At 72.4% G+C, this 816-nt stretch carries 1 protein-coding gene; it reads left to right on the top strand.

The window, feature by feature from the left end:
• The coding region (locus tag MJ797_RS25375) for an IS4 family transposase (protein WP_239342048.1) at positions 1-816 on the top strand (816 nt) is incomplete at both ends.

Below are 816 nucleotides of genomic sequence, written 5' to 3'. Positions count from 1 at the left end.
GTGCTCGCGGAGACCGGGAAGGTCCAGAAACGGGTGCGGGACCTACCGGCCCGGGTCGGGGTCTACCTGCTGCTCGCCGGGGTGCTGCACGCCGACACCGGCTGGCCGGGGGTGTGGCGTGAGCTGGTCGCGGGCCTCAAGGGGCTACCGGTCGCCCGCCCGTCGGCGTCGTCGATGGCGGCCTCGCGCCGACGGCTCGGCGTCGCTCCGTTCCGCGCGCTGTTCGAGGCGCTGCGCGGGGCGGCCGCCGCGGGCCGGGTGGGGTCGGTGTTCTGGCACGGCCGGCTGGTCTGCGCGATCGACGGTACGTCGGTCGGCGTGCCCGACACCGACGAGAACAAGACCGTCTACCGCAAGGGCGGCAGCAACCACGGCGGCACCGGCTACCCGCTGGTCCGCTTGGTCGCGCTCGTCGCGTGCGGCACCCGAAGCGTGATCGACGCGGTGTTCGGGCCCACGACCAGCGGTGAGTCGACCTACGCGGTGAAACTGCTCCCCAGCCTGCACGCCAGGATGATCCTGCTCGCCGACCGGGGCTTCGCCGGCGAGAAGCTGCTCGGACTGATCGCCGGGACCGGGGCGGACTTCCTCGTGCGGGTCACCAACAACCGGCTGCTGCCGGTCCTCGAGTGCTACCCGGACGGGTCCTGGCGCTCCCGGGTGGCACTCGACGTGCGGGTGATCCGCTGCGAGATCACGGTCGTCACCGACGCCGGTCGGAAAACGGGCTACTACCTGCTGGTCACGACCGTGCTCGACCCGGCGGTCCCCGCCACCGACCTGATCCGGCTCTACCACGACCGGTGGCTGATCGAG

This window comes from Protofrankia sp. CiP3, assembly GCF_917627345.1.
Taxonomy (GTDB): Bacteria; Actinomycetota; Actinomycetes; order Frankiales; family Frankiaceae; genus Protofrankia.
The sequence above is the reverse complement of the archived record's forward strand: the minus strand, read 5'-3'. Positions and strand labels throughout refer to the sequence as shown.